This is a genomic window from Pseudomonas sp. 15A4 (assembly GCF_016925575.1).
GTDB lineage: Bacteria > Pseudomonadota > Gammaproteobacteria > Pseudomonadales > Pseudomonadaceae > Aquipseudomonas.
This window is the reverse complement of sequence record NZ_CP068986.1, coordinates 42,655-64,029: the sequence shown is the minus strand read 5'-3', so window position 1 is coordinate 64,029 and position 21,375 is coordinate 42,655. Positions and strand designations below refer to the sequence as shown.

Annotated in this window: 16 protein-coding genes and 3 pseudogenes; 10 read left to right on the top strand and 9 right to left on the bottom strand. The window is 61.4% G+C overall.

What is annotated here, in order from left to right:
- Positions 1-88: 88 nt before the first annotated feature.
- Both JN403_RS00275 and JN403_RS00270 read right to left on the bottom strand, forming a co-directional pair.
- Entirely contained in the window at positions 89-2,011 is a 1,923-nt protein-coding gene (locus tag JN403_RS00275) for a methyl-accepting chemotaxis protein (RefSeq protein WP_205484768.1), read from the bottom strand.
- Positions 2,012-2,247: 236 nt separating this feature from the next.
- The gene (locus JN403_RS00270) at positions 2,248-2,673 is read right to left on the bottom strand and encodes a hypothetical protein (protein ID WP_205484767.1); all 426 of its coding nucleotides are present in this window, start codon (positions 2,671-2,673) and stop codon (positions 2,248-2,250) included.
- 399 nt (positions 2,674-3,072) lie between these two features.
- Between JN403_RS00270 and JN403_RS00265 the strand changes: the two genes are divergently transcribed.
- Together JN403_RS00265 and JN403_RS00260 are read left to right on the top strand one after the other, a co-directional pair.
- Positions 3,073-3,399: a hypothetical protein gene (locus JN403_RS00265; protein WP_205484766.1), complete on the top strand. Its 327-nt coding sequence runs from the start codon at positions 3,073-3,075 to the stop codon at positions 3,397-3,399.
- A 5-nt stretch (positions 3,400-3,404) separates the two neighbouring features.
- The gene (locus JN403_RS00260) at positions 3,405-4,253 is read left to right on the top strand and encodes an acyltransferase family protein (protein ID WP_205484765.1); all 849 of its coding nucleotides are present in this window, start codon (positions 3,405-3,407) and stop codon (positions 4,251-4,253) included.
- Positions 4,254-4,276: 23 nt separating this feature from the next.
- On the opposite strand, the pseudogene JN403_RS00255 reads toward JN403_RS00260, so the two are convergent.
- A pseudogene (locus JN403_RS00255) lies at positions 4,277-5,514 on the bottom strand (TIGR03862 family flavoprotein).
- Positions 5,515-5,739: 225 nt separating this feature from the next.
- Positions 5,740-6,657, bottom strand: coding sequence for a histone deacetylase (locus JN403_RS00250; RefSeq protein ID WP_205484764.1), 918 nt, complete (start codon positions 6,655-6,657; stop codon positions 5,740-5,742).
- A 128-nt stretch (positions 6,658-6,785) separates the two neighbouring features.
- On the opposite strand from JN403_RS00250, the gene JN403_RS00245 reads away from it, so the two are divergent.
- From JN403_RS00245 to JN403_RS00235, 3 genes are all read left to right on the top strand, one after another.
- Positions 6,786-7,349, top strand: a complete 564-nt coding sequence (locus tag JN403_RS00245) for a GNAT family N-acetyltransferase (RefSeq protein WP_205484763.1) — start codon at positions 6,786-6,788, stop codon at positions 7,347-7,349.
- Positions 7,350-7,477: 128 nt separating this feature from the next.
- Positions 7,478-8,347: an acyl-CoA thioesterase II gene (gene tesB / locus JN403_RS00240; RefSeq protein ID WP_205484762.1), complete on the top strand. Its 870-nt coding sequence runs from the start codon at positions 7,478-7,480 to the stop codon at positions 8,345-8,347.
- Positions 8,344-8,943 carry an HAD family hydrolase gene (locus JN403_RS00235; RefSeq protein WP_205484761.1) on the top strand — a complete coding sequence of 200 codons (600 nt, stop codon included), beginning with the start codon at positions 8,344-8,346 and terminating at the stop codon, positions 8,941-8,943. Before tesB ends, JN403_RS00235 begins: the two co-directional genes overlap by 4 nt.
- A gap of 119 nt (positions 8,944-9,062) precedes the next feature.
- Here JN403_RS00235 and JN403_RS00230 read toward each other — a convergent pair whose 3' ends face one another.
- From JN403_RS00230 to JN403_RS00210, 5 genes and pseudogenes are all read right to left on the bottom strand, one after another.
- Positions 9,063-10,052, bottom strand: coding sequence for an alpha/beta hydrolase (locus tag JN403_RS00230; protein WP_172610701.1), 990 nt, complete (start codon positions 10,050-10,052; stop codon positions 9,063-9,065).
- Between the two features lie 4 nt (positions 10,053-10,056).
- Positions 10,057-10,950 (bottom strand): neutral zinc metallopeptidase, encoded by an 894-nt coding sequence (locus JN403_RS00225; protein ID WP_205484760.1) that lies wholly within the window; start codon positions 10,948-10,950, stop codon positions 10,057-10,059.
- 219 nt (positions 10,951-11,169) lie between these two features.
- Positions 11,170-12,461 (bottom strand): annotated as a pseudogene (locus JN403_RS00220) (MFS transporter).
- Positions 12,462-12,677: 216 nt separating this feature from the next.
- A complete protein-coding gene (trmA, locus tag JN403_RS00215) occupies positions 12,678-13,763 on the bottom strand; it encodes a tRNA (uridine(54)-C5)-methyltransferase TrmA (RefSeq protein ID WP_205484759.1) in 1,086 nt (361 codons plus the stop codon).
- The gene (locus tag JN403_RS00210) at positions 13,760-15,052 is read right to left on the bottom strand and encodes an NCS2 family permease (protein WP_122536673.1); all 1,293 of its coding nucleotides are present in this window, start codon (positions 15,050-15,052) and stop codon (positions 13,760-13,762) included. Before JN403_RS00210 ends, trmA begins: the two co-directional genes overlap by 4 nt.
- Positions 15,053-15,359: 307 nt before the next feature.
- Between JN403_RS00210 and JN403_RS00205 the strand changes: the two are divergent.
- The 5 genes and pseudogenes from JN403_RS00205 (at position 15,360) to JN403_RS00185 (ending at position 21,304) form a co-directional block, all read left to right on the top strand.
- Positions 15,360-15,883 (top strand): annotated as a pseudogene (locus tag JN403_RS00205) ((2Fe-2S)-binding protein).
- A complete protein-coding gene (locus JN403_RS00200; protein ID WP_205484758.1) occupies positions 15,880-16,866 on the top strand; it encodes a xanthine dehydrogenase family protein subunit M in 987 nt (328 codons plus the stop codon). Before JN403_RS00205 ends, JN403_RS00200 begins: the two are co-directional and overlap by 4 nt.
- Complete coding sequence (locus tag JN403_RS00195; protein ID WP_205484757.1) at positions 16,866-19,082, top strand: xanthine dehydrogenase family protein molybdopterin-binding subunit; 2,217 nt, start codon at positions 16,866-16,868, stop codon at positions 19,080-19,082. The genes JN403_RS00200 and JN403_RS00195 overlap by 1 nt, the downstream gene beginning before the upstream one ends.
- Positions 19,083-19,387: 305 nt before the next feature.
- Entirely contained in the window at positions 19,388-20,329 is a 942-nt protein-coding gene (choX, locus tag JN403_RS00190) for a choline ABC transporter substrate-binding protein (protein ID WP_205484756.1), read from the top strand.
- A 39-nt stretch (positions 20,330-20,368) separates the two neighbouring features.
- Entirely contained in the window at positions 20,369-21,304 is a 936-nt protein-coding gene (locus JN403_RS00185) for an alpha/beta hydrolase (protein ID WP_205484755.1), read from the top strand.
- Positions 21,305-21,375: the final 71 nt, after the last annotated feature.

The following is a 21,375-nucleotide window of genomic DNA, read 5'->3' as shown; positions in this document are numbered from 1 at the left end:
TTCTTGCCGATGCGCTTGCGCTTTTCGTCTTCAAACCCATGCACCGCCTGCGCCGAGCGGCTTTTCGCCCGACGCAGATAAAGCGGGTTTACACCTTGAAGTGACTGACCAGCATTTGCAGCTGATTGCCCAGCCGTGCGAGTTCGACGCTGGACGCGGCGGTTTCTTCGCTGGCGGCGGCCGTCTGTTCAGACACGTCGCGCACGTTCACGATGCTGCGGCTGATCTCTTCGGCCACCGAGCTCTGCTGCTCCGCGGCAGCGGCGATCTGCTGGTTCATGGCCTGAATGTTCGACACTGTCTGGGTAATGCTTTCCAGCGAAGTACCGGCTTTGCGGGTCAGGGCAACGGAGCTGTCCGTCAGGTTGCGGCTGCTGAGCATGATCTCCGAAACCTGGCGTGTGCCGTTCTGCAGCGCGGCGACCAGTCCTTCGATCTCCTCGGTCGATTGCTGAGTGCGTTGCGCCAGGCCACGCACTTCATCGGCGACCACGGCAAAACCGCGACCGGCTTCACCGGCACGGGCGGCCTCGATGGCCGCGTTGAGTGCCAACAGGTTGGTCTGCTCGGCGACGGCCTTGATCACGTCCATGACCTTGCCGATCTTGTCGCTTTCCTGTTCCAGCACGGACATCGCGTCAGTGGAACGAACCACTTCGCTGGCCAGCTTCTCGATCTGTGTGATCGCTTCGCCCACCACTTTGTCGCCTTCCCGTGCCTGCTTGTCAGCGGCAGAGGCGGCGACCGAGGCCTGCTCGGCGTTGCGCGCCACCTCGTGAACGGTGGCTGACATTTCGTGCATCGCGGTGGCGACCTGGTCGGTCTCCACTTTCTGGCTGTTGACCCCGGCGCTGGTCTGTTCGGTCACGGCCGACAGTTCTTCAGCGGCACTGGCGATCTGCGTGACGCTGTCACGGATGCCGCCGATCAGTTCGCGCAGCGTGGCGCCCATGCGCTGGATACCCATTTGCAAGACACCCAGTTCATCTTTGCGAGTCACGACCATGTCGTGGGACAAATCACCGGAGGCAATGCGATCGACGACGGCCAGGGTCTGCTGAAGCGGACGGGTGATCTGACGGGTGATGATGATCGCCGCCAGCGTACCGAGAATCAGCGCAAGCAGCGTGCCGGCCAACTGCAGCGTACGGGCTTGCTGGCTGTCGGCCTGCCCCAGGGTGATCTGCAAGTCATTCAGCTGCTGGGCCAATTTGACAATGGCGCTTCCTTCCTCGGTCATCTCGGCGCGCGTCGTGTTGATCGTGTCCGTGGCGACCTTGAATCCTTGCACCGATTGGCGATAGCCGTTCAGAGCCGCTTCCAGCTGCTTCAGGCGTTCGCCCTGAGTGCCGCCAAACATGGCGTTGAGCGGAGCGAGGCCGTCAATGGCGCTGGTCAGTTGGCGCATGGCCGCGTCTTCGGTTTTGGCCGAGACACTGGCGGTGTAGCCGCGCACTTCATAGCGCACCAGCATCACGTCTTCGCGGGCTTTGATGACGGCCTGGTACTGCTCGAAACGGCGTTCGTCCGTCGGGTCGAGTTTCATTACATCGTCGTTGATCGCGGCGATCAGGTCGGCCGCCTTCATGGCGTCAACGCCCATGTCGGCGCGGACCTTGGCGCTCGCCTGATAAGCGTTGCGCATCTTGCTCAATGAGGTCTCATAAGCGGCGATCTGCTCGCCCAACGCCTTGATGGGCGCGACGTTCAGTGGATTGCTGAATGTTTTCTGCAGATATTGCTGCTGCGCCTTGAAGCCTTCGAGCGCAGTCTGCACGGTCTGCGCTGCGGCTTCGTCGCCATTGCTGAGCATGTACTGCAGCCGCGTAATCCGCAGGTCGGTCAGCTTCTGGCTGAGTGTTGTGATGTCGGCAACGCGGTCGCTGCGGTAGGTCATGTTGCCGAGGCTATTCCAGCCCACCAGTGCCAGCAGGGCGGTCAGTACAAGCACGACGCCGAAACCGAGGGCCAGCTTCATGTTGACGCTGATGTTCGCAAACCAGCTGTTCATTCCATTTCTCCAGAATCCGTAAATATTTGAAATCGTCAGCTGGAGGGTTTTTGTTATGGAAACCAGCACAACATTCATGTGTACGAATGCATCGGCAGGCTGGGGAGAATCTGAAACCGATATCAGAATTGTCCGACAGTCGTGTGAGAGGAGAGGTACAGGTAGTAGAAAAAACGCGTGGCCCAGAAACAATCAAGCCCGGCAATGGCCGGGCTGGGGAAGGAGCGGGGTGTCGATCAGCTCAGGCGGCTGGCACCTACGTGGTCTGCACCGTCAGCGGCAATACGACCCAGTCGGGTGTGCGACGAACCGTTTTCAGCAACACGGTTAGCACCGACGCGATCAGCACCATCAGCAGCAACACGGTTTGCACCGACGCGATCAGCTCCGTCGGCAGCAACGCGATTTGCACCAACGCGATCAGCACCGTCAGCAGCAACACGGTTTGCACCGACGCGATCAGCACCGTCGGCAGCAACACGGTTTGCACCGACGCGATCAGCACCATCAGCAGCAACGCGATTGACGTTGGTGTGGGAAGCACCGTTTTCAGCCACCATCGGCGCGTTTGCAATTGGGCTTGAGTCAGCAGCGGGCAGGGCGAAAGCGCTGGTTGCCAGTACAGAGAAGGCCAGGCCAAGGATCAGTGTGTTGGTTTTCATGAGGGTTGCTCCAGTACGTTTGATGAGTGGGTAACTCGGTATGGAGCTGATGTTACTCGCCGCAAAATTAATCAGAACTCAATACGAGTGGTAGCGAACATCGTCGGCGTTGATAGTTGACCCGCGGGTGGCTCACCCCGCTGCCAGGGCTGTTGACTCCCACTCAGCCCGCTGGCAAAGCTGGCAACAAAACATTGACGTGCGTCGCTCATGCAGCGACCTCTCATTCTCAGCGTGACTCATGGGTCACCTACGCCAAACGCTGGCGTCAAACTTTGCGCCGTCGTTTGTATCGGACATGAAATATTTCAACTGTCGATAACTCGGCCCACCCCCTACCGTGTAAAGGCCGCGAGACTTCGCTGCCGCCGAGGGCGTTTTCTCAATCAGGACGGGACGTTGGGCCATGGGATCAGTTCAGCGATTCACCACGCTAGACAGCTTCAGAGGCGTGTTTGCGCTGCTGGTGGTGTTCTATCACCTGCATGTCGTGGGCGCGTTCATCGAGCTGCCTTTTTTCGCAGAGCGGAGATCCTGCTCAACTTCTTCTTCGTGCTCAGCGGTTTTGTCCTCGCCCACTCTTATGGCATGAAGGCGGGATTCGGCTTCAAGCGCTTTATCGTCTCCCGCGTGTTTCGTCTTTACCCGCTACACGTCGTGATGCTGCTGGTGTTCATCCTCTTTGAACTGGTGCGCTGGGCCGCCTACAAAAGGGCTTCTCCCTGAACAACGTGCCGTTCACAGGGCTGTTCGACCCTTCAGAGATCCTGCCCAACCTGCTGCTGGTGCAAGCCTGGACCACGCTCACCGAAACCATGTCGTTTAACTACCCGTCCTGGAGCATCAGCATCGAGTTCTACATCTACATGCTGTTCGGCGCCCTGTGCCTGCTTTCGTTGAGAAACCGCTTTCTGATGTTTGCCTGCGTGGCCGTCGTCGCGTTCACGATGATCTTCACCGAGAACGAACCGCTGGTCTGGCGCGCGATGCTGGGGCTGTCCTGCTTCTTTGCTGGCAACATCACGTACCTGGCTTACCTGCTGGTTCGCGACAGATTCGTGCCGGTGCGCTGGTTGATGACGGTGTTCGAAGTGGCGCTGACCTACGCCACGTACTGGATGGTGATGAACGACTTCAGCGATCGCTCGCCTATCGCCAGTCTGACGTTCTGCGTACTGGTGCTGGTGTTCGCGTTCGAGGCCGGGCTGGTATCGACTTTCCTGAAAACCGCCGTGTTCAGGCTGCTGGGCAAATTGTCGTACTCCATCTACATGACCCATGCCGGGCTGCTGTTTTGCCTGTCGACGGTGTTCATCGTGGCGCAGAAGCTCACCGGCCGCGATCTGTCGCCGATGATCAACGGCCAGCGTTTCATGGACACCGGGTCGGAGCTGGGCAACAACGCGCTGGTGGTCGCAGTGACGCTCGTGGCGATTGGCCTGGCTGCCCTGGCTCATAAGTACATCGAGCTGAAGGGCGTCGAGTTGGGCAAGTGGGTTACCGGAGCATTGAACGGCAAGGCGCCGGTCAAGCAGGGTATCGGCAGTGGCCTGAAGCCGCAGGTTGATCGCGCGGCGTGAGTCCCCTTTGGTTGCGCTGAGCCTTACTTGCGGCGCAACCAGTCCACCATTCCCAGCCCTGCCGCGCGGCCGCTGGCAAAGCAGGCGGTCAGCAAATACCCGCCGGTGGGCGCTTCCCAGTCGAGCATCTCGCCGGCGCAGAATACGCCGGGCAGCGACGGGATCATCAGGTGCTCGTTCAGTGCTTCGAACGTCACTCCGCCTGCCGTGCTGATGGCCTCATCCAGCGGGCGCGGCTTGATCAGCGTCAGCGGCAAGGCCTTGATTGCAAGCGCGAGCAGGGGCGGATCAGCGAATGTCGCAGCCGGGGTAAGCTCACGTAACAGTGCCGCTTTCACCCCGTCGAGGCCCAACTGGCTGTGCAGATGCTTGGACATCGAGCGTGAACCGCGGGGTTTCCTCAGGGCCTTTTGTACTTCGGCGCTGGTTTTGCCGGGCAGCAGATCAATCTCGACCGTGGCCGAACCCGACTGATTGATCGCCTCACGGATCTGCGCGGACAAAGCGTAAACGAGGCTGCCCTCGACACCGCCCTGCGTGACCACGCATTCCCCTAGCCGCAGGGATTGCCCCTGCAGACCCATCGCGATGTTCTTCAACGGCGCGCCGGCGAATTGCTGCGCAGCAGTTCGCTCCAGGCCGAGACCTCGAACCCGCAATTGGCGGCTTGCAGCGGCGCAACGTTGATCCCACGTTGCTCAAGCAGCGGTACCCACGCACCGTCCGAGCCCAGCCGCGACCAGCTTGCTCCGCCCAACGCCAGCAGCGTGGCGGCAGGGTTCAGGGCGACTTCACCTTCGGAACCGGCGATTCGCAACGTGTTGTCGGCATTCCACCCCAGCCACCGATGACGGGTGTGGATAACGACGCCGGACTCGCGCAGCCGCTTGAGCCAGGCGCGCAGCAGCGGCGCGGCTTTCATGTCAGTGGGAAACACGCGGCCCGAACTGCCGACGAAGGTCTGGATGCCCAGGCCGTGAATCCACTCGCACAGGTCCTGCGCACCGAAGCTGCGCAGCAAGGGCGCGATCACCGGGGCGCGTTCGGCGTAGCGGGCAACGAACGCAGGTGACGGTTCGGAGTGGGTGATGTTCATGCCGCCCACGCCGGCCAGCAAAAACTTTCGCCCGACCGAAGGCATGGCGTCGTAGAGGTCCACCTTGAAGCCCGCCTGACTCAGCACTTCGGCGGCCATCAGGCCGGCAGGGCCGCCGCCGATGATGGCGACTGTCTGGGTGCTTGAGGCGGCGGATGACGTCATGGCTAAGCGGACACCGGTTGGGTAGGGGGCGCGCATTCTACGCGAGCTTCGTGAAACGCGACCAGCCTGTGGAAAACTTATCGATCAAAAAACGTACAGTGCGCGCCGGACCCAGCGTTGTAGGGGGAATGTAGCCTTGCACTCAGGTTATCCACAGGCAGTTCCACAGAGGATGTGAGTAAGTCTGGGGAGCGATCAGGCTAGTGAATGCGTTTCAGCGATCATTCAAAGTCCGCGCTCCACCCATACCCGCTGGGCGCTGTGGTGCAGAATCCCGTGCCGCCGGGCGAGCGCTTCCCGGTCCTTGCTGTAGCCACCGCCAATCACCCCCATCACCGGGATGTCCCGGCCCAGACAGTGGCGCATCACCGCTTCGTCACGGCGGGCAACCCCTGCATCGGTCAGCTGCAAATACCCCAACGCGTCGTCCTTGTGCACATCCACGCCGGCGTCGTACAGCACCAGATCGGGCTGGTACAGCGGCAGCAGGTAATTGAGCGTGTCGTCGACCACCTTCAGATAATCGTCATCGCCCATGCCCATCGGCAGCGGTATGTCCCAGTCACTTTGGGCCTTGCGCGCCGGGAAGTTCTTTTCGCAGTGCAGCGAGACCGTGATCGCGTCATCGGTGTGTTCGAGGATCCGTGCGGTGCCGTCGCCCTGATGCACGTCGCAATCGAAAATCAGCACCCGGTCGACGCGTCCGCTTTGCAGCAGGTACTGACTGATGATCGCCAGGTCGTTGAAGATGCAAAACCCGGCCGGATAATCGAAGTGGGCATGGTGGGTGCCGCCGGCGAGGTGACAGGCCAGTCCGTGTTGCAGCGCGAGTTCCGCTGTCAGCAAAGAGCCACCAACGGCGCGTACCGTACGTCGGGCCAGATCTTCGGTCCAGGGCAGGCCAAGGCGACGTTGATCTTCCCGCGACAGGGCGCCCTCTATATAGCGGCTGATGTAACCGGGGTCATGGGCCAGCGCCAGGATGTCCGTTGGGCAGACCTGCGGGCGAAACAATTGAGCATCTGTGGTCAGGCCGGTGTCGATAAGGTGGTCGCGCAGAAGCCGGAACTTGTCCATCGGGAAACGATGGTCGGGCGGAAAGTCCGGGCTGTAGTCTTCGTGATAAATGAGGGGCAGGGGCATGGTGGGCACGCGTCTGGTTCGAAGGGGAATCTTGCCAGTTCTGACGATCACCGCACAGCGATTTGCCTGGGCGGAGAGATCGCCAGTCGGCGGGCAATGTGAAAGGCCAGGCACAAGGGAGACGATCGATGGAGCCGATTCTTGAGCTCAACAGCGCACGCTTGTTGATGCGTCAATGGCGAGATGATGATTTGCCAGCCTTCGCGCAGATGTGCGCCGATCCACACGTAATGCGCTACTTTCCGCAGCCCTTGAGCCGCTTGGAAAGTGCCAAACTGATCGGCCGAGTGCGTGGGCATTTTGCCGAGTATGGCTTTGGGTTCTGGGCGCTTGAGCGTAAGGATACCGGTGAATTCATCGGCTTCACCGGCCTGGCCGTGGTGGGCTTCGAGGCAGGATTTACGCCTGCGGTGGAGATCGGCTGGCGCCTGGCCCGCGAGCATTGGGGCTTGGGTTATGCCAGCGAAGCTGCCTGGACCGTCCTCGGCTGCGGTTTCGAGCACCTGGATCTGGATGAAATCGTGGCGTTCGCGGCGGTCGACAATCTGCCATCGCAGAAGGTCATGCAAGCCATCGGCATGCGCAACGATCCGGCTGATAACTTCGACCATCCGAAATTACCCAACGGCCATCCGCTCAGGCCCCACGTGTTGTATCGAATCAACAGGGCGGGCTGGCTGGCGACGCTGTGATTCGCTGCGGGAATCGGGCTACAAACCTCTGTATCATTCCGTCCCACTTCCATCCGCGCCGACCTTCGGCGCCCATGGCCTGATTGATGTAATAACGGTCGGCGAGACGACCGTGTAAGGAACCCCGAATGAGCCACGTGCTGGATGATCTGGTGTCGCTGTTGAGCCTGGAGCCCATCGAAGAAAACCTCTTCCGCGGACGCAGCCAGGACCTTGGTTTTCGCCAGCTGTTTGGCGGTCAGGTGCTGGGTCAGTCGCTGTCGGCGGCGAGCAAAACGGTCGAAGACGCTCGCCATGTGCATTCGCTCCATGGTTATTTTTTGCGCCCCGGCGACGCCCACCTGCCCGTGGTGTATCAGGTCGACCGGGTCCGTGACGGCGGCAGTTTCAGCACGCGCCGCGTGACGGCGATCCAGAAAGGTCATCCGATTTTCACCTGCAGCGCCTCGTTTCAGTACGACGAAGAGGGCTTCGAACATCAGACCCAAATGCCGCACGTGGTCGGCCCGGAAAACCTGCCGTCCGAGCTTGAACTGATGCGCCAGCGCGAGCAGCTGATTCCGGAGCACATGAAGGACAAACTGCTGTGCCCCAAGCCGATCGAGTTCAGGCCGGTGACCGAGTCCGACCCCTATAACCCCAAGCCTGCCGACCCGGTTAAATACATCTGGTTTCGCGCCGACGGCACGCTGCCCGACATCCCCGCACTGCACCGCTACATGCTCGCCTACGCCTCGGACTTCAATCTGTTGACCACCTCGCTGCTGCCCCATGGCAAGACGGTTTGGCAAAAAGACATGCAGATCGCCAGCCTTGACCATTCGCTGTGGTTCCACGGTGAACTGCGCGCTGATGACTGGCTGCTTTACGCCATGGACAGTCCATGGGCCGGTAATTCGCGCGGGTTCTCCCGAGGCAGCGTGTTCAACCGCGAGGGCAGGCTTGTGGCGTCGGTCAGTCAGGAAGGTTTGATTCGCCATCGTAAGGATTGGTCATGAGCCTCAATCAAGTACGCCACTGGGTATTCGATATGGATGGCACGCTGACCGTGGCCGCCCATGATTTCCCAGCGATCAAGCGCGCGCTGGATATCCCTCAGGAGGATGACATCCTCGGGCATCTCGCGGCCTTGCCGGCGGATGTTGCGGCGGCCAAATATGCCTGGCTGCTGGAGCACGAGCGCGCGTTGGCGATCGAATCCAAGCCTGCAACGGGTGCTGTCGAGTTGGTGAGGGAGTTGGCAGGGCGGGGTTATCGTCTCGGCATTCTGACCCGTAACGCCCGCGAGCTTGCCCACGTGACGCTGAAGGCCATCGGCATCGCTGACTGCTTTGCGGTAGACGATGTGCTCGGTCGTGACGAAGCTGCGCCAAAACCCGATCCGGGTGGCCTGCTCAAGCTCGCCCAGGCGTGGGACGTGCACCCTTCGGACATGGTGATGGTGGGTGACTATCAGTTCGACCTGGCCTGCGGTCGAGCGGCCGGCGCCCGGACGGTGCTGGTCAATCTCCCGGAAAACCCTTGGCCGGAACTGACTGACTGGCATGCAACCGACTGCGTGGCGTTAAAGAAGATGATTGGCGCGAAGAGCTGATTCCACCCTTCCGGTAGGACCGGCTTCAGCCGGGAAGGCGCCGGCTTTACACCGCAAAGCTCGCGTTGTGCACGCCGGCCTCTTCCCGGCTAAAGTCGGTCCTACTAAACGCACTGATATCAATTCGCCTTGAACAACGCAGTCTGCCCTTCAGGCGAGGTGAAGATCGCGTCGCCGTTGTGGCCGACGTTTTTCACTTCCACCAACCGCTGATTCAAACCTTCCGGATGACGCTTGGTCAGGTAATCGAAATAGTTGTGACCCCGGGCCAGGCGCTGCGGGCCCTGCGCTTCGGCACCGCAATCCTTGTCCAGAGCCGGGTGCTCAGGATCGGTGTCCAGTTCGCCCAACAGATACGTAATGTCCCGCTTCACGTACGCGGCCTCAAGCTCGGCCGGTGTTTCCTTGCCGGCATAGGCAGGCAGCTTGTTCAGCCCGTACTTCCAGGTGTCGAAGGTAGGGCAGCTCGCCGCATCAACCGCCACAGGCCGAGTCGCGTCGAAATAGGCGTAGGAGGACGGGTTAGCGATCACATAACGCAGCTTGATGCCTTCCTTCTTCAGCAACGCATCTTCCTTGCCACCAATCATCGCGTAACGCTGCACCACCTGAGCACCGCCGGAATGGCCGGCGATGACGATCTCCTTCAGGTTGGGGAACAGCTTGCTGTCGCTCAGACGCTTGAGGATGTGATCGATCACCACGAACGAGCTGACCGGCTTGGCCCCCAGTGACTTCTCGCCCGCCATCCAGTCATTGGCGTGCCAGCGCAGCACGGAATCGGGCAGACGGTGTGCTGCGATGTCTTTTTCGTCAAGAAACTGAGGGGCGATCAGCAGGGTTTTCGCGCGCTGCCGTGACTGGTTGGCGGCGCGCTCGACACTGCGCAGGTAGGTTTGCGCGTTGCGCAGCCGGCCGTGAAACACAATGACCACCCGCTGGACCTGCGGACTGGGATGTACCCAATTCTGACTCAGACCGAGGGTGGCCTGGGTCGTCCCGTTGATCTGCAGCCGGTCGGGGCTGATGGACTTGACCGCTTGATCCGCTGCATGAGCATTGAGGCTCATCAGGGTGCCCAACAACAGGATCGAAAGCGGTTTCATCATGTGATCAGAGGCTCTTGGCGGCGAACGTGTCGCATTGGTTGATTTGTCCCTGGGCAAAACCTGTCTTGAACCAACGGACCCGCTGGGCGGAGGTGCCGTGGGTAAACGAGTCTGGCACCACCCGGCCCTGACCCTGTTGCTGCAAGCGGTCGTCGCCAATGGCGTTGGCGGCGTTCAGCGCCTCTTCAATATCACCCGGCTCCAGCCAGTTCAAACGCTTTTGTGCGTTGTTGGCCCAAACACCTGCGAAGCAGTCAGCTTGCAGCTCCTGACGCACCAGCAAGCCGTTGTCGCCTTCCATTTTCATGCCACGTTGGCGGGCGGCGTCAACTTTAGCCGAAACCCCCAGCAAGGTCTGCACATGATGGCCGACTTCGTGAGCAATCACGTACGCCTGAGCGAAATCGCCTGCCGCTTTGAAGCGCTGGCTCATTTCACGGAAAAACTCCATGTCCAGGTACACGCGCTGGTCAGCCGGGCAGTAGAACGGGCCGCTCGCTGAAGACGCCGAGCCGCAGGCCGACTGCACCCGTCCGCTGAACAGAATCAGCGTCGGCGCCTTGTACTGATTCCCCATTTGCTGGAACACCTGCTGCCACGTGTCCTCGGTGTCGCCCAAGACGGCGCGGACGAAATCGGCCTGCTCGTCATTGGCCGGTGGCGCCTGGCGCGTTTGCGGATTGACCGCTGCGGTCTGCTCCGAACCCATCTGGCCGGTGATCTCACCCAGAATCCGCATCGGGTCCTGCCCGGTCAGCAGACCGATCGCGACGATGATCACGATCCCGCCAAGCCCCAGCCCCTTGCCGCCAATGCGCATCCCGCCGCCACCGCCACCCCCGGTATCGCCGCGTGCGTCCACGACGTTGTCACTGCGACGTCCTTTTTTCCATAGCATGGGGGAATCCTCTTTTGGTCATGTGGGAAGTGTAGACGGCGGGCGTACGACGTCTGGTCTGCTGGACTAAGAGAGGAGAGGAGGGGGAATGGTTCAGGCGATGAGATACCGGGAACCTGAGTTTAGACGTCTAGCCACCGTCTATTGTTTTTGTAAGGGTGACGAATCTGCGAAGGGGACGAGCGAATTGGAGCTCGCCCCTGAGATTCAGCGGCTGGTTCAAACCCGGGCAGTCTGCTTTTCCGTCATTTCGACCGGCGAAGCGTCGGCGAAGTGGTTCACCTGGCGCAGGGCCTTGAAGCCCACCATCCAGGCGCCCACAACACCCAGTGTGCACAGGCCACCGATGATTGCGGCGGGCACGGCACCCCAGAGCGCTGCGCTGCTGCCGGCGCGGAATTCGCCCAGTTCGTTGGACGAGCCGATGAACAGCATATTCACCGCGTTGACCCGCCCGCGCATGTCGTCCGGCGTCGAAAACTGCACCAGTGTGGAGCGGATGTAGACGCTGACCATGTCCGCCGCACCGGCAATCATCAAGGCCAGCAGCGACAGCCAGAACAGCGTCGACAGCGCGAACACCAGATTGGCGACTCCGAACACCGCGACGGCGATGAACATGACCAGGCCGACATGTCGATCAAAAGGGCGGAAGCTCAGGTACAGCCCGGTGCTGACCTCGCCCAGGCTCATCGCACTGCGCAGCGCACCCAGGCCTTGCGGCCCCAGATGCAGCACTTCATGGGCATAAATCGGTAACAGCGCCACCACGCCGCCGAGCAGCACGGCGAACAGGTCGAGGGAAATGGTGCCGAGGATGATCGGCCGCGAGCGGATGAAGGCGATGCCTGCGGTAAAGCGCTTCCAGGCCGTGGACTCGAGGATTTGTTTTTGCCGGCGTAGAGCACCGGCACTCGGATCAACAACAGCACACCGGCGATGAAACTGGCCATGCACACCGAGTAGGTCAATCCGCCGCCGCCCGCCGCGTATAAACCGCCGCCGACCAGAGGCCCGGCGATGGTAGCGATGCGCATGATCATGCTGTTCGTCGCAATGGCCGACGCGAGTTTTTCACGCGGGACGACTTGTGGCAGGAGGCTCTGCAACGCAGGCCCGGTAAAGGCGCGGGCGCAGCCGAACAGGGCGAGGGTGGCGTAAATCAGCCGTGTATCCTGATGGTGTGTCACCGAAAACAGCATCAGCATCAGGCTGCACACCGCTTGCACCGACCAACTGATGGTCAGGATCATCTTGCGATCGTAGCGGTCGATCAGGTCGCCGGCCGGCATCAACAGCAGCAACATGGGAATGAACTGCGCCAGACCCACATAGGCCAGGGAGATCGGGCTGCGGGTCATGTCGTAGACCTGCCAGGCGACAACCACTGCCTGAATCTGCATGGCAAAGACGGCAGCGAGGCGCGCGGTCAGGAAGGCAAAAAAGCCGGGTAGTCGCAGGGCGCTTTTAGCGGAGGATTCAGAGGACGGGGCGGGCGATTCGGGACTCAAGGCAAGGCATCCATCGAAGCGAAAGACGGCCGAGAGTTATACACCGGTCTGGCGCCGTTCGCCGCTAGCTGTCAGGAATTTAATGATGGATGGCGCCGGATATGCTGCGTGCGCATGGAGATCAGTTGAAACGTCTGAGGGCCTGTTCCCGGCTGAAGCCGGTCCTAGTGATGATAGTAGGACCGGCTTCAGCCGGGAATGGCCGATGCCGCGCCGTCACCGACGAACCAGCAAAACCCCCGACTCCATGTGATGGGTGTACGGAAACTGATCAAACAGCGCGCACCGCTCGACCCGGTGGGTATCGTGCAGCTGTGCGATGTTCGCGGCCAGGGTCTCCGGGTTGCACGAAATGTACAGAATGCGTTCGAAACGCCGCGTCAGCTCGCAGGTGTCGGGGTCCATGCCGGCGCGGGGTGGGTCGACGAACACGCTGCCGAAGTCGTAGCTCTTCAGGTCGACACCGGCCAGACGCCGGAACGGGCGCACCTCATTCAGGGCTTCAGTCAGCTCTTCAGCGGACAGGCGCACAAGCGACACGTTATCCACAGCGTTGTCCGCCAGGTTACTCAGCGCCGCGTTGACCGACGTCTTGCTGATCTCGGTCGCCAGCACCTTGCGCACGCGGGTCGCCAACGGCAGCGTGAAGTTGCCGTTGCCGCAATACAGCTCCAGCAAATCATCGTCGCGGTCGCCCAGCGCGTCATACGCCCAGCTCAGCATTTTCTGGTTCACCGTGCCGTTGGGCTGGGTGAACGCGCCCTCCGGCTGACGATAGCTGAAGGTCCGGCCAGCGACGTCCAACTGCTCGGTCACATAATCGCGACCGATCACCAGACGCTGCCCCTTCGAACGACCAATCACGCTGACATTCAGGTCGGCGGCCAATTGCTCGGCCTCGACTTGCCAGGCGTCGTCCAGCGGGCGGTGATAGCACAGGGTGATCATGCCGTCACCGGCCAGCGTGGTCAGAAAATCCACCTGGAACAGTTTGTGATTGAGCGTCTTGCTCGCTTCCCAACGATCCCGCAGCACTGGCATCAGCGCGTTGATCTGCTGGCTGGCGATGGGGAAGTCGTTGATCAGGATCGGCGTGTGCTTGTCGCCCGGCGCGAACATGGCGTAGTGACGCTTGCCGTCGTCGCGCCACAGGCGAAACTCGGCGCGCAGGCGGTAATGCTCACGCGGCGAGTCGAAGACCTGAGGCTCGGGCGCCTCGAAAGGCGCCAGCAACTCGCGCAGGCGCGCGGCCTTTTCATCGAGCTGAACGCTGTAGTTTGCAGGGTCGAACGTAGAACTCATGGATAAAAGCCCAGCTTGATCACGAACAGAATCGACAGCACTACCAGCGCCGAATTCAGCTCGCGGCCCCGGCCCGACAACAGCTTGATCACGGTCCAGGAAATGAAGCCAAAGGCGATGCCGTTGGCGATCGAATAGGTGAATGGCATCGCCAGCGCGGTAATGACGACCGGCGCCGCTTCAGTGATGTCATCCCAGTTGATTTCGGCAAGGCCCGAGGTCATCAGCACGGCCACGAACAGCAGGGCAGGGGCGGTGGCGAATGCCGGAACGCTGCCGGCCAGCGGTGCGAAAAACAGCGCCAAAAGAAACAGCACGGCAACCACAATGGCCGTCAGACCGGTTCGGCCACCAGCACTCACGCCCGCAGCCGATTCGATGTAACTGGTGGTGGTCGAGGTGCCCAGCAGAGAGCCGGCCATTGCAGCGGTGCTGTCGGCGATCAGCGCACGGCCCATCTTCGGCATGTGGCCGTCCTTGCCCATCAGGCCCGCACGCTTGGCGACGCCGATCAGGGTGCCGGAGTTGTCGAACAGATCAACAAACAGGAAAGAGAAAATCACGCTGACCAGACCGATGTTCAGTGCGCCGGGAATGTCCAGCTGCAGGAAGGTCGGCGCCAGCGAAGGCGGCATCGACACCACGCCGCCAAACGGCGAGAAGCCCATGACAATAGAGACGATGGTGACGGCCAGAATGCCGATCAGCACGGCGCCGCGCACTTTCAGCGCTTCGAGCGCCACGATCAGCGCGAAGCCCAGGGCGGCGAGGATCGGTGCCGGTTTGGCCAGATCGCCCAGGCCGACCATAGTGGCCGGGTTGGTCACCACGATTTCAGCGTTGTGCAGCGCAATCAGCGCCAGGAACAGGCCGATACCGGCAGCGATGGCCGAGCGCAACGGCAGCGGGATGCTGTTGATGATCCACTCGCGGATGCGGAAGATCGATAGCAGGAAAAACATCACCGCCGAAATGAACACCGCGCCCAGCGCCACTTGCCAGGTGTGGCCCATGTGCAGGACGACGGTGTAGGTGAAGAAAGCGTTCAGGCCCATGCCCGGCGCGAGGGCGATCGGGTAGTTGGCGATCAGGCCCATCACGGTCGAACCAATGGCCGCAGCCAGGCAGGTGGCGACGAAGATCGCGCCCTTGTCCATGCCGGTCTCGCCAAGGATGCTCGGGTTCACGAACAGAATGTAGGCCATGGCCAGAAAGGTCGTGACCCCGGCCAGAATTTCGGTGCGCACATTGGTGTTATGTGCCCTGAGTTGAAACAACCGCTCCAGCATTTAAGGCTCCCCGGTGACGCTCCGCGTCATTTATGTAGTCGACTGAAACAGCAAAGCACAGCTCACCGAAACGGCTTGCACAAATTCTGCCAGTTGCAAAAAGCCGCGCATCATACCAGCAGCTCCGGGCGATGGGGCCTGGCGCTTGTCGTCGGATTGCAAATGTCTGGATCGGCTTGCCCCATGCGGGCGCGCCAACTGCGGCAAAACGCCCGTCACAAAGCCTGAACGTTTCCGAAACCGCACAAGTCGTACCCCTTAAGACGCAGATCACTGCGCTGATCGAGTACCTACCGTGAGGCTTCCCATGAGTGCAACCAATGAACAGGCGTTCGCAGGGCATTCCATCGCTCTGACGTTGAATGGCCAGACCCGACAAGTGGACGTACAGCCCTGGACCACCCTGCTGGATCTGCTGCGCGAGCAGTTGGATCTGGTCGGCACCAAAAAGGCTGCGACCACGGCCAATGCGGTGCATGCACCGTGCTGCGCGACGGCAAACGCATCAATGCGTGCCTGACCCTGGCGATCATGTGTGACGGCGCCGAGCTGACCACGATCGAAGGGCTCGCCAATGGCGACACGCTTCACCCGATGCAGCAAGCGTTCATCAGGCATGATGCGTTTCAGTGCGGCTACTGCACGCCGGGGCAGATCTGCTCGGCGGTGGGCCTGGCCAACGAAGGCCGCGCCAGCACCGATGACGAAGTGAAAGAGCTGATGAGCGGTAACCTCTGCCGTTGCGGCGCCTACAGCAATATCCGCGCGGCGGTGGTGGAAGTCTTGCCATCGATGAATGCTGCACCGGATCAGGGAGGGCGCGGCCAATGAATCCCTTCAGCTATAGCAAGCCATCGGACATCGCTCAGGCGGTAAATCTCGCAGGGCCTGCCAGCCGTTTCATTGCTGGCGGTACGAACCTGCTGGATTTGATGAAAGAAAACATCGCCCGCCCCGAGCACCTGATCGACATCACCGGGCTGCCGCTCAAGGACGTCCGCGGCACTGACAGCGGTGGCGTGATGATTGGCGCGTTGGTGAGCAACGCTGATCTGGCGTGGCACCCGTTGATCGAACGTGACTACCCATTGTTGTCCCAAGCCATTCTGGAGGGCGCATCGCCGCAGTTGCGCAACATGGCGAGCACCGGAGGCAACCTGTTGCAGCGCACCCGCTGCTACTACTTCTACGACTCTACCGTGCCGTGCAACAAGCGCGAGCCAGGCACCGGCTGCCCGGCGAAAGAGGGCCTGAACCGCATCCATGCGATTCTCGGTGCCAGCGATGCCTGTGTCGCGACGCACCCGTCGGACATGTGTGTCGCGCTGGCTGCGCTGGAAGCTCGCGTCCATGTTCAGGGGCGTGCCGGTGCCCGGGTCATCGAGTTTGCTGATTTCCACCGACTGCCCGGCGATGCCCCGCAGCGCGACAACCAGCTCGCCGACGATGAGCTGATCACCGCCGTCGAACTGCCTGCGCCACGTTTCCAGCAGCACAGCCACTACCTGAAAATCCGTGACCGAGCGTCTTACGCCTTTGCCCTGATCTCGGTAGCCGCTGCCGTCGAGCTCGATGGAGACGTCATTCGTGATGTGCGCATCGCCCTGGGTGGTGTTGCCCACAAGCCTTGGCGTGACACGGCGGTGGAGCAGTCGCTCAAGGGTCTGCCGGTCTCGCGGGAAAACTTTGTTGCCGCAGCCGACGCGATGCTGCGCGATGCTCAGCCGCTGGCGCACAACGCTTTCAAGATCAAGCTGGCCCGCCGCGCGATCGTTCGCGCCTTGAGCGATGCCACCTTGGGAGGAACTGTTTAATGAACGCGAACACACCAATCCCGGGAAGCTCCGCGCTGGGCCAACCGATGGATCGCGTCGATGGACGCCTGAAAGTTACCGGCCAGGCCCGCTACGCTGGCGAGTACCCAGAGGCAGGCCTGCTGCACGCCAGCGTGGTTTCCAGCAGCATCGCCTCAGGCCGCGTCGTGCGCATCGATACCTCACAGGCGCTGGCGGTGCCCGGCGTGGTGGCGGTCATCGACCACACCAACCGTCCGCATATCGCCAGTTATGACGAGGATTATCAGGACGCGGATTCTGCTGAAGGCTCGCCGTTCCGCCCGTTCTACAACGACCGCGTGCTCTACAGCGGTCAGCCGCTGGCATTGGTGGTGGCTGACACCCTTGAACTGGCGCGGCACGCCGGCTCCCTGGTGCGTATCGAGTATGAAACCGAGTCGCACCAGACCGACCTCAGCGTCGGCCAGAGCGACGCCCACACTGCGCCAGCGGAAACACCAAAGCCGCGCGGGGATTTCCCGGGCGCCTTCGCCCAGTCAGCGGTCACTGTCGACACTCACTACAGCACCCCCAACGAGCACCACAACCCGATGGAGCCGCACGCCTCCACGGTGTTTTACAAGGCCGACGGCAGCCTGGAGATCCACGATAAAACCCAGGGCACGCAGAACTGCCAGGATTATCTGCACAGCGTGTTTGGCTTGGATAAAGAGAAGATCCGCGTCCTCGCCGCCTTTGTCGGTGGCGCGTTCGGCTCCGGCCTGCGCCCGCAATATCAGCTGCCTCTTGCCGTCATGGCATCGCTGAAACTCCAGCGTTCGGTGCGACTGACGCTGACCCGCCAGCAGATGTTCACCTTCGGCTACCGTCCACAGACGCTGCAGCACATGCGCCTGGGTGCTTCCAAAGACGGCAAGCTGACGGCGATTGCCCACGACGCCATCGGCCAGACCTCGCGTTTCGAAGACTTTGCCGAGCACGTCGTTGAATGGAGCGGCATGCTCTATCAATGCGACAACGTGCAGTTGAGCTACAAGCTGGCGCCGCTGGACGTGTACACACCGCTGGACATGCGTGCTCCGGGCGCCGCCTCCGGCATGGTCGCGCTGGAATGTGCGATGGACGAGCTGGCAATTGCCGCCGGCGTCGATCCCGTGCAGCTGCGGATCGTCAACTTCGCCGACAGCAACGGTAACGAAGGCAAGCCGTACTCCAGCAAAGAACTGCTGGCCTGTTATGAGCAAGGCGCCGAGCGCTTCGGCTGGAGCAAGCGCAATCCTGAACCACGCAGCATGCGCCAGGGCCGGCAACTGGTGGGCTGGGGCATGGCCGGCGGTGTGTGGGAAGCCATGCAAATGCCGGCCAGCGCCAAAGCCAGTATCGACAGCAGCGGCAAGATCACTGTCAGCAGCGCCACCACTGACATCGGCACCGGTACTTATACGGTCATGACCCAGATCGCCGCCGAGGCCGCTGGCGTAAATCCGGAAGACGTCATGTTCGTGCTGGGTGATTCGTCGCTGCCGACGTCGCCGTTGCAGGGCGGCTCGTTCACCGTGTCGTCCGTGGGCACCGCAGTGCAGCAGGCCTGCCGCGCATTGCGCGCCAAGTTGCTCGACGCCGTGCGCATGGCGCATCCGCAATACGCGGTGGTGGACATGGCCGATGTTGGTTATGGCGACGGTTATCTGCTCATCGATGATCAGCGTTTTGCGTACGCCGACATCGTCCGCGAATCGTCCCACGACACGCTGGAGGTGCAGATCGACGCCAAACCTGACGACAAGCGCGAAGGTTATTCGACGGCGACCCACTCGGCGGTATTCGTCGAAGTGCTGGTGGACGAAGACCTGGGCACTATTCGTGTGAATCGGGTGGTGGACGCCGTTGCGGCGGGCCGTGTGGTCAATCCGAAAACGGCGCGCAGCCAGATTCTCGGCGGCGTGGTCTGGGGGATTGGTCAGGCGTTGCAGGAAGAGAGCCAGACGGACCACACCCTCGGGCGCTTCATGAACCACAGCCTGGCGGAGTACCACATCCCGGTGAACGCCGATATCGGCGAGATCGACGTGCTGTTCGTGGAAGAGAACGACAGCATCGTCAACGACCTGGGTTCCAAGGGTGTGGGCGAGATCGGCATCGTCGGCGTGGCCTCTGCCATCGCCAATGCCATCTACCACGCCACGGGCAAGCGCGTTCGGGAATTCCCGATTACGCTGGATAAGGTGCTTTAACCCGCGCCGTACCCGATCGTTCCCACGTCCTGCGTGGGAACGCCTCCCGGACGCTGCGTGTACCTAATGACGCAGAGCGTCATGAACTGCATTACCACGCGGAGCGTGGGAACGATCATCTGCTGAACCCTTCCTCATTCAATGTCGCCCCAGTGCAAGCACAGGTCGCGCTGGTGCGCTTGATGCTCAGGCCTGCTGCGTACTTTGCATCAACGCGGCAGCCACCGAATTGCCGTGGGTCTTCAAGCCTTGAAAAACTGCCGAAAAGAGCTGAATAAAATAACGCGCTGACCCGAGGAGCATCCATGAACTCATTTATTCGTCATATCAGTTGCGCTGCGTTGATGCTGAGCAGCGGCGTCCTGCTGGCTGCGGAACCTGCCAAGTGCCAGAACGTGCGCATGGGCGTGGTCAACTGGACTGACGTCGTTGCCACCAGCGCGGTCGCCGAAGTGCTGTTGCAGAACATGGGATACGAGGTCAAACAGACCAGCGCCGCCCAGCAAATCATTTTTGGCGGCCTGCGTGACGATCGGCTCGACGTGTTTATGGGTTACTGGAAACCGGCCATGGACAAGAACATCGCGCCCTTTGTGGCAGCCAACCAGGTCAAGGTGCTCGACGTGCCCAGCATGAGTGACGCCCAGGCGACGCTCGCGGTGCCGGATTATGTGGCGTCGGGCGGGCTGAAAACCTTCGGCGATATTGCCAAATTCAAGGGCAAACTCGGTGGCAAGATTTACGGCATCGAGCCTGGCACCGGTGCCAACGCCAACATCAAGGGCATGATCGAGAAAAACCAGTTCGGGCTCGGCGGTTTCCAGCTGGTCGAGTCCGGCGAGGCGGGCATGCTCGCAGCGGTGCAGCGTGCGATCAAGCGTAATGAATGGGTGGTATTCGTCGGCTGGACCCCGCACCCGATGAACATCAACATGAAGATCGCCTACCTGACCGGCAGTGAAGACGTGTTCGGCCCGAGTGAAGGCGCGGCGACCGTTTCCGTGGTGACAGCCCCGGATTACGCATCTCGATGCCCGAACGTCAGCAAACTGATGAGCAACCTGAAGTTCACCGCCGCTCAGGAAAGCCAGATGATGGTGCCGATCATGGACCGCAAGGTGCCGAACGACGTTGCTCGCCAGTGGCTCAAGGATCATCCTGAAGACATGAAGCGCTGGCTGGATGGCGTGACAACCTTCGATGGCAAAGATGCAGCGACTGCCGTGCAAGTGGCGGTGAACAAATAAGCAAGCGGGCCTGGCCAAGGGCTCGGGCTGGAGTAGCCAATGCCTACGTCTTACCCGCTGTCCCCCGAGATGTTGGCGTTCGTGACCAAAACGCTGAGTTTCAGCAGCGCCTCCGAGGACATCGACGAGCAGCGTCACGCGTATTCTCGGATGAGTGAAGCGTTCACGCCCACCCGTCCTGCGCACCTTGATGTACGGGATTTCGCCCTCGGCGGCGTGGCGGTGCGCAGTTACCGGCCTCAGCGGCTGTCCCTCGAACATCCGGCGCCGTGTGTCATGTACATCCACGGCGGCGGCTGGGTCGTTGGCGATCTCGATTCCCATGACTTCCTGACCGCAGCATTGGCGGCCGACCTCAATGCCGTGGTCGTCGCCGTGAATTACCGGCTGGCGCCCGAACACCCCTTTCCCGCCGGCTTCGGCGATTGTCTGGCGGTCTGGCACGCTCTGCAGATCCAGGCGCAACGGCTGGACATCGACCCGCACCGCATCGCCATTGCCGGGGACAGCGCCGGTGGCAATCTTGCTGCGGCCGTGTGTCTGGCGCTGCGCGATGCCGGTGAGCGTCAGCCGGTCGGACAGGCGCTGATTTACCCGGAACTGGGCGGCGCCAGTGATCTGCCTTCCCGGCGTGAATGTGCCGACGCACCGCTTCTTTCTGCCGATGAGCTCGGGTATTACCGGCAGCTGTACATGATGGCGGACGAACAGTCGGCGTATGCCCGGCCACTCAACGCCGGGGAGTTTCACAATCTGGCGCCTGCGTTCATCGCCGTCGCGCAGTTCGACCCGTTACGCGATGACGGCGTCTGCTACGAGCGCGCGCTGCGTGAAGCGGGCGTGCGCACTGAGTTCGACCCCGGCCTCGGGCTGCTTCACGGCAGTCTCAGGGCTAAAGGCCAGGTACCGGAAGTGGATGCGCTTTATCAGCGACTGGTCTCTGCGCTGTTGGGCTTTATTCGCGATCCTTTGTAGGTCGGTGTATGCCAGCGTGGTAAGTGCCGTGCTGCAACTCCGCGCACTCTGTTCTGCTTCCCGCCCACTGC